Origin of the sequence: Arthrobacter sp. I3, assembly GCF_000520575.1 — a bacterium.
Lineage (GTDB): Bacteria > Actinomycetota > Actinomycetes > Actinomycetales > Micrococcaceae > Arthrobacter > Arthrobacter humicola_A.
This window is the reverse complement of the sequence record NZ_KI914920.1, coordinates 45,946-53,730: the sequence shown is the minus strand read 5'-3', so window position 1 is coordinate 53,730 and position 7,785 is coordinate 45,946. Positions and strand designations below refer to the sequence as shown.

Here is a 7,785-nt window from a genome sequence, read left to right as displayed (position 1 = left end):
CGGAGACGAAGGCCACACGGGTGTCGGGTGTTGTCATGGCGCGGGTCTCCGTTATGAGGGTGTCTGGGCAGGCGGGAACTAGAAGTAGCCTATCTATGTGGATGATCTCTTTGGCGCAGGGCGGGACGGCGGCGCCGCTATCGAGGATGAGGGCGACGCTGACCAGACCGGCGAGAGCCGCCGGGTCTCCCCGCGCAGCCCGCTCGCCGTCCGGATGCGGCCTCGGACACTTGATGACGTGGTGGGCCAGCAGCACCTCCTCGGCCAAGGCTCGCCGCTGCGCCAGCTCGCCGCCGGCACGGACGCCACCGGCCCCGCGGGTCCCAGTTCACTGATCCTCTGGGGCCCTCCTGGTACCGGCAAAACCACGCTCGCGCACGTCATCGCCAAGGGCCCAGGCAGGAAATTCGTCGAGCTCTCCGCCATCACTGCCGGCGTCAAGGACGTCCGCCGCGTCATGGACGAAGCCCTCACCGCCCGTGACCTGTTCAAAACCACCACTGTGCTGTTCCTGGATGAGATCCACCGCTTCAACAAGGCCCAGCAGGACGCCCTGTTGCCCGGCGTCGAGAACCGCTGGGTGGTCCTGGTCGCCGCGACCACCGAAAACCCCTCCTTCTCCGTCGTTTCCCCGCTGCTATCGCGCTCCCTGCTGTTGACGCTCAAACCGCTCACCGACGCCGATGTCGAGGGCCTTCTCCTGCGGGCCGCAACGGATGACCGCGGGCTCGGCGGCAAAGTGGAACTCAGCGACGAGGCCCTGGCACACCTCGTCCGGCTCTCCGGCGGGGATGCCCGCCGTGCACTGACCGCCCTCGAGGCGGCGGCCGGCGTCGCGTTCGGGGACGCGGACGACACTGACGCAGTCGTAGCCGGCACAGCCAGCGGGGCGCCCGAGGCGGCCCCGGTGAAGATCGAGCTCAAGCACACCGAACGCGCCCTGGATGTTGCCTCCGTTCGCTACGACCGGGCCGGGGACCAGCATTACGACGTCGCCAGCGCGTTCATCAAGTCGATCCGGGGTTCCGACGTCGACGCCGCGCTGCACTACCTTGCCCGGATGCTGGAGGCGGGTGAGGACCCCCGGTTCGTGGCCCGCAGGATCGTGATCTCGGCGGCTGAGGACGTCGGCATGGCTGACCCGACTGCCCTGCAGACCGCCGTCGCGGCGGCCCAGGCCGTACAGCTGATCGGCATGCCGGAAGGCCGCATCATCCTCGCCGAAGCCGTGGTGCACCTGGCCACCGCGCCGAAGTCCAACGCCGCGTACATGGGCATTAACCAGGCGATCGCCGACGTCCGCGCCGGGCTCGGGAACGGCATCCCCGCCCACCTTCGCGACGCCCACTACCCGGGCTCGAAACAGCTCGGCCACGGCAAGGGCTACAAATACGCCCACGATGCCCCGCACGCCGTCGCCACGCAGCAGTACCCGCCGGACGACCTCGTCGGGCGCAACTACTACGAACCCACCGGCAACGGGGCCGAACGCGACATCGCCACCCGGCTCGAGCGGCTTCGGAGGATCATCCGCGGCACCTGAAAAGCACGTGGGCGGCAAGTGAACGCCCGTGACCTGCGGCAGGTCGGCGGCGCCCGGTGGCGCCGGAATCCGCCGTTGACATAGGGGCCAAGAGGTCTAACGTGGAATTACGGCGGCATGGATCTGCTGACCGTCCGTGCGGCGCAGGGGACAGCGCGGTCACATCGCTGGCTCCCTCGTTCCGGACCCCGGAACGGCAGCCGGCTTCGCTCCATCCCAGCTCATCCAGCCCGAGCGTTCCCGTCCCGTCCCCGGCAGGTGTCCCATGAGTATCAACTTCGTTACAGCCATGGCAGTGAAGTCCTTCGATGTGCCGGACAAGAAACGGTGCCCGGACAAGGCCGAATTCGACCTCTGCACAGTGAACGACTACTCGGTGGCCCGGCTGATCCTGGGCCCGGGCTGGCGGTGGTCGGAGAACACCAGACCCTACGAGCGGACCGACGTCTGCCTGCACCACCACCTCGGCTTCTGCATCTCCGGTGAAATGGAAGTCGAAACGGCCGAAGGGCTGCGCTCCACGATCCACGCCAACGACACCTACGCGATTCCGCCGGGACACGACGAATGGGTGGTGGGCCCGAAACCGTTCGTGGCCGTGGAATTCCTGGGCGCGGCGTCCTTCGGGCGCAGCGGTGTCCGGGGAGCGCACGCCAGAATCTGACTTCGGTCCGCCGGCCGGATCTGGTAGGCTGGACCGTTGTCTGGCAAGGCACGGACGCACAATCCATGGAAACTTCGGTTCGATGAGGGTTGCCCTGTGCCCAGTAGCAAAAGGCAGCGGTTGGCCGATGCTCTCCATCGTGGAGGCCAGTAACACTGACACACCGCAGATATTGGAAGGACACAAGTGGCTAACAACACTCGTGCTCGCCGTACCGCACGCCTTTCGCGTGCACTCGGCATCGCTCTGACCCCCAAGGCCGCCAAGTACATGGAGCGCCGCCCGTACGGCCCCGGTGAGCATGGCCGTGCCCGCAAGAAGCAGGACTCCGACTACGCCGTACGTCTGCGCGAAAAGCAGCGTCTGCGCGCCCAGTACGGCATCCGCGAAGCCCAGATGACCCGTGCCTTCGAAGAAGCACGCCGCACCAAGGGCCTGACCGGTGAAAACCTGATCGAACTGCTCGAAATGCGTCTCGACGCCCTCGTGCTGCGTGCCGGCTTCGCCCGCACCATCGCCCAGGCCCGCCAGCTGGTTGTGCACCGCCACATCCTCGTTGACGGCATCCGCGTTGACCGCCCGTCTTTCCGCGTCGGCGAGGGCCAGCTGGTCCACGTTCACAGCCGCAGCGAGACCATGCCTCCGTTCCAGGTTGCAGCAGCCGGCGCTCACCGCGACGTCCTGCCGATCGTTCCGGCTTACCTGGACGTCAAGCTTGACGCCCTGCAGGCCCGCCTGGTGCGTCGCCCCAAGCGCTCCGAGATCCCCGTGACCTGCGAAGAGCAGCTCGTCGTGGAATTCTACGCACGCTAATTCAAAAGGCATCACCTACAAAGAAGCCCGTGGCAAGCGCCGCGGGCTTCTTTGTATGTAAGGTACTTGGGGGAGTTCCCCGGGAGCCGGTTCCGCCCGGCGGTCGAAACCGTCGGAACCCGACGCAACAAGCAGGTATCCACTGCAGTTCAAGGAGATGAGTGTCTATGTCTGGTGGCGATATTGCCGGCCTGATCGCGGCTGGAGTGTTTGCACTGCTGGTCCTGCTGCTCGCCGTGCCGATCCTGAAGCTCGGGGGAGTGTTCGATGAAATGCGGACCACCATCCGCTCCATCAGCGACGGCGCCACCCCGCTCATGGACGAGGTCACCGCCACGGTGACCACCACCAACGAGCAGCTGAAGAAGGTTGACGGCATCTCCTCGAACGTCTCGGACGCCTCCGCCAACATCTCGGCGTTGTCCTCGCTCATGGCCGCCACCGTGGGCTCGCCGCTGATCAAGGTGGCAGCCTTCAGCTACGGCGTGCGCTCCGCCTTCAGCACCCGCAAAAAGCCCGCCACCGGCCGCCGCAGCCGCTAAACCCTCCGGGAGCACCTGACATGAACAGAATCATCTGGATGGGAATCGGCGTCGCGATCGGCGTCATCGCCTTCCGCAAAGTCACCGAAGCACAGTCCGCCCTCGGCCCCGAAGGCCTGAACCGGGCCGTCGGACGGCTGACGGACGGCCTGCTCGACTTCGCCGATGCCGTCCGCGATGGCATGGGCGAGCGGGAGTCAGAACTCCGCACGGCCCTCGGGATCGAGACGGCAACGGACCTCGCTGCCGGCGGCACTGTCGCCCGCCGGGATGCGGTCCGGCGCTAGCCGGGAGAGAATTAGTAAGTAAGGTGCCCGTCACCGGGGGCGACGGCGCGCCGACGCCCCCGGTGACGGGCACCAGATTGACGGGCCCGGATCAGTGCCGGTCCTCAGCTTGTCCCGCGCAGCACAGACGCGGGCCACCTAACGCAGTGAATATTGAAGGGTAAGAAAACAGCTCATGAAGTCGCAGGAGATCACCAAGCGCTGGATCGACTTTTTTGTCAGCAAGGGGCACACCGCCGTGCCCTCCGCCTCCCTGGTCTCCAGCGACCCGTCCCTGCTGTTTACGGTGGCCGGCATGGTCCCGTTCATCCCGTACCTGACCGCCCGTGAGGAGGCCCCCTACCAGCGGGCCACCAGCGTGCAGAAGTGCATCCGGACCGGTGACATCGAGGAAGTGGGCAAAACCGCCCGCCACGGCACGTTCTTCCAGATGTGCGGCAACTTCTCCTTTGGCGACTACTTCAAGGAAGACGCCATCAAGTTCGCGTGGGAGCTCCTGACCACCAGCGTGGACGACGGCGGGTACGGACTGCCGCCGGAGCGGCTCTGGGTCACCGTCTATGAAGAGGACGACGAGGCCGAGCAGCTGTGGCTGAAGAACACCGGCATGCCGGCCGAGCGGATCCAGCGCATGGGCAAGTCCGACAACTACTGGTCCACCGGTCAGCCCGGCCCCGCCGGTCCCTGCTCGGAGATCTACTACGACCGCGGCCCGTCCTACGGCGTCGAGGGCGGCCCCATCGCCGATGAAAACCGCTACGTCGAGATCTGGAACCTCGTGTTCATGCAGTACCAGATCGACAACGTCCGCTCGAAGGTGGATTTCGACATCACCGGAGAGCTGCCCAAGAAGAACATCGACACGGGCCTGGGCATGGAGCGCCTCGCGATGATCCTCCAGGACGTCGAGAACATGTACGAGACGGACCAGGTCCGCCCCGTGATCGACCGGGCCGCGGCCCTTTCCGGCCGGGAGTACACCTCCGCGGAGTCCGCCGAGGACCCGCACCACACGGACGACGTCCGCATGCGCGTCGTTGCCGACCACATCCGCTCGGCCCTTATGCTGATCGCCGACGGCGTGACCCCCTCCAACGAGGGCCGCGGCTACGTGCTGCGCCGCCTGATCCGCCGGGCCGTCCGCTCCATGCGCCTGCTCGGCGTCGAAAAGGCGTGCCTGCCGGAACTGCTGCCCGCCTCGCGGGACGCCATGAAGGGTGTCTACCCGATCGTCGAGACCGACTTCGAACGCATCAGCCGGATTGCCTACGCCGAAGAGAAGGCGTTCCTGCGCACCATCGCCTCCGGCACCGCCCGCCTCGAGGACGCCGTCAAGGAATCCAAGGCCGCCAACCAGCCGCTCTCCGGCGCCGACGCCTTTGCCCTGCATGACACCTACGGCTTCCCGATTGACCTCACCCTGGAAATGGCCGAAGAGGCCGGGCTGAAAGTCGACGAGCCCGAGTTCCGCAAGCTCATGCTCGAGCAGCGCCAGCGCGCCCAGGCCGACGCCAAGGGCAAGAAGGGGTCGCACGCTGACCTCAGCGCGTTCCAGGAGCTGCTGTCCGCCGGCGAGACAGTCTTCACCGGCTACACCGAGCTCCAGGGCGAGTCCAAGGTCCGCGGCATCCTCTCCGGCGGCCGGAAGGTCGCCCAGGCCTCCACCGGCGATGAAATCGAACTGGTCCTGGCCGAGACGCCGTTCTACGCCGAAGCCGGCGGCCAGGCTGCCGACACCGGGCTGATCACCGGCGACGGATTCGTCGTCGAGGTCCTGGATGTCCAGCGCCCCGTCAAGGGCCTCAGCGTTCACAAGGCAATCGTCCGCGAAGGCGAAATCGGTGCCGACTCGCTGGTTCAGGCCGCCGTGGACCGGGAGCGCCGCCACGCTGCGGAGCAGGCCCACACCGGCACGCACATTGTGCACGCTGCCCTGCACCAGATCCTCGGCCCGGAAGCCCTGCAGCGCGGCTCCTTCAACAAGGCCGGCTACCTCCGTTTCGACTTCGCCTGGGGTGAGGGCCTGAGCGCCGCCACCCGGTCCGAGATCGAGGAAGTCTCCAACATCGCCATCCGCAACAACTTCCGGGTGGAGACCAAGATCATGGGGCTCGCCGAGGCCAAGGCGCTCGGCGCCATGGCACTGTTCGGCGAGAACTACGGCAACGAGGTCCGCGTCGTGGAAATCGACGGCGCCTGGTCCCGGGAACTCTGCGGCGGTACCCACGTCGGGAACACCTCGCTGATCGGCAGCCTGTCCCTGCTCGGCGAACAGTCGGTCGGCTCAGGAAACCGCCGCGTCGAAGCCTTCGTGGGCATGGACGCGTTCCGGCACCTGGCCGCAGAGCGGGCGCTCGTCACCGAGCTCACGGAAATGCTGAAAGTTCCCTCCGGGCTGCTCGCGGACCGGATTTCCAACACCCTGACCAAGCTCAAGACGGCCGAGAAGGAACTCGAGCGGCTGCGCAAAGAGCAGCTCACGGCCGCCGCAGCCCAGCTGGTCGGCACCGCCCAGGATGCCGCCGGCGTCAAGGTCATCGCGCACGACGCCGGCCAGGTCAGCGGCGCGGACGACCTGCGCGGCCTGGCCCTGGACCTGCGGACGCGTCTCGGGTCCGAGCCCGCCGCCGTCGCGGTGGCCGGTGTCAGCAACGACCGTCCCGTGATCCTGATCGCCACCAACGAAGCCGCCCGGGCGGCCGGAGTCAAGGCCGGTGCCCTGGTGCGCCTCGCCGCAGGCATCCTCGGCGGCGGCGGTGGCGGCAAGGACGACGTCGCCCAGGGCGGCGGGACCGACGCTGCCAAGGTCGGTGCTGCCCTCGGCGCCGTCGTGGACGCCATTACCAGGCGATAGCGGATCCCACGTGTCTGAAGCTGCTGTGGCCGGCGTCTATCCCCGGGGCGTGAAGCTCGGGGTGGACGTCGGCACCGTCCGTGTGGGGGTGGCCGTCTGCGACCCCGACGGAATCCTGGCGACGCCGCTGCGCACGCTGGCGCGGAACGTGAAAAAGAACACTGACGTGCGAATCCTGGCTGCCCTGGCCGCGGAGCTGGGCGCCGTGGAGATTTTCGTGGGACTGCCGCGCACCATGAAGGGCGAAGAGCACGCCTCCGCCAGGATGGCGACCGAGTACGCACAGCTGCTGGTACTGGCCCTGCAGGTCGCCGGATCCGAGGTGCCCGTGCGCCTGGTTGACGAGCGGCTCAGCACCGTGAGCGCCCACCGCAACCTGCACGAAGCTGGCATGAGCAGCAGGAATCACCGTACAGTTGTTGATCAGGTTGCGGCGGCAGGTATTCTGCAACATGCGATTGATATGCAAAAGGCCAGGGGAACGGAGGTCGGAAACCGCGTGTACGCGGAGTCTGCGCCGGGGCCGACCGGAGGCGGCGCACAGACCGGCCCGGCAGTACAGACGCACTCTTCAGAAAATGGAAGGCTACAGTGAGCCCGGTCAACAGTGATGACTCCTCCGGTGACGCCCTTGGTGGCGCCGGCCGACCGCTGACGCGCAAAGAAATCCGGGCCCGGGAAAAGCTTCTGGCCACCCAGGGCCACAACGTGATCCCGCCGCAGGCTTTTGAGACGGGACCGGACGTTCCGACGCCGGCAACGGCACCGGCGCAGGACAGCGAACTGCCGCAGTCCGCACCGGAACTTCCCGACGCGGCACCGACAGTGCACGAAGAAGCCATTCGTGAAGAGCCCGTGCACGAAGAAGCCGTGCGTGAAGAGCCCGTGCGCGAAGAAGCCGTGCGTGAAGAAGCCGTGCGTGAAGAGTCCGTGCGCGAAGAAGGCGTGCACGAAGACTTCACGCAGCTGATCCCTGTCCGTGATGTACCAGTCCACGAAGTACCTTCCCGCGACGAGCCCGTCCGCGAAGACGCTGGCCACGAGGACGTCGTCTATGCGTCAGCGGGCCGGCTCGGCCACGG

Annotated in this window: 7 protein-coding genes and 1 pseudogene; all 8 read left to right on the top strand. The window is 67.0% G+C overall.

Annotation, left to right across the window (positions count from 1 at the left end; translation table 11 throughout):
* Positions 1 to 97: 97 nt before the first annotated feature.
* Positions 98 to 1,543: a replication-associated recombination protein A gene (locus Y706_RS0109930; protein ID WP_028276475.1), complete on the top strand. Its 1,446-nt coding sequence runs from the start codon at positions 98 to 100 to the stop codon at positions 1,541 to 1,543.
* Between the two features lie 265 nt (positions 1,544 to 1,808).
* Positions 1,809 to 2,207 carry a cupin domain-containing protein gene (locus Y706_RS0109925; RefSeq protein ID WP_028276474.1) on the top strand — a complete coding sequence of 133 codons (399 nt, stop codon included), beginning with the start codon at positions 1,809 to 1,811 and terminating at the stop codon, positions 2,205 to 2,207.
* Between the two features lie 186 nt (positions 2,208 to 2,393).
* Positions 2,394 to 3,020 carry a 30S ribosomal protein S4 gene (gene rpsD, locus Y706_RS0109920; protein ID WP_018773157.1) on the top strand — a complete coding sequence of 209 codons (627 nt, stop codon included), beginning with the start codon at positions 2,394 to 2,396 and terminating at the stop codon, positions 3,018 to 3,020.
* 167 nt (positions 3,021 to 3,187) lie between these two features.
* Complete coding sequence (locus Y706_RS0109915; RefSeq protein ID WP_018773156.1) at positions 3,188 to 3,562, top strand: DUF948 domain-containing protein; 375 nt, start codon at positions 3,188 to 3,190, stop codon at positions 3,560 to 3,562.
* A gap of 20 nt (positions 3,563 to 3,582) precedes the next feature.
* Complete coding sequence (locus Y706_RS0109910; protein WP_253906754.1) at positions 3,583 to 3,849, top strand: DUF6167 family protein; 267 nt, start codon at positions 3,583 to 3,585, stop codon at positions 3,847 to 3,849.
* Positions 3,850 to 4,024: 175 nt separating this feature from the next.
* Positions 4,025 to 6,703, top strand: coding sequence for an alanine--tRNA ligase (alaS, locus tag Y706_RS0109905; protein WP_028276472.1), 2,679 nt, complete (start codon positions 4,025 to 4,027; stop codon positions 6,701 to 6,703).
* A 10-nt stretch (positions 6,704 to 6,713) separates the two neighbouring features.
* Positions 6,714 to 7,298, top strand: a complete 585-nt coding sequence (gene ruvX, locus Y706_RS0109900; protein WP_028276471.1) for a Holliday junction resolvase RuvX — start codon at positions 6,714 to 6,716, stop codon at positions 7,296 to 7,298.
* Positions 7,295 to 7,785: pseudogene (locus tag Y706_RS30170) on the top strand (aminodeoxychorismate lyase); the annotation flags it as partial. The gene ruvX and the pseudogene Y706_RS30170, both read left to right, overlap by 4 nt.

Bases quoted from the DNA above. Each gene is read 5' to 3' on its own strand.
- Y706_RS0109925 (WP_028276474.1), top strand. From the start codon at position 1,809: ATGAGTATCAACTTCGTTACAGCCATGGCAGTGAAGTCCTTCGATGTG.
- Y706_RS0109915 (WP_018773156.1), top strand. From the start codon at position 3,188: ATGTCTGGTGGCGATATTGCCGGCCTGATCGCGGCTGGAGTGTTTGCA.
- Y706_RS0109910 (WP_253906754.1), top strand. From the start codon at position 3,583: ATGAACAGAATCATCTGGATGGGAATCGGCGTCGCGATCGGCGTCATC.
- alaS (WP_028276472.1), top strand. From the start codon at position 4,025: ATGAAGTCGCAGGAGATCACCAAGCGCTGGATCGACTTTTTTGTCAGC.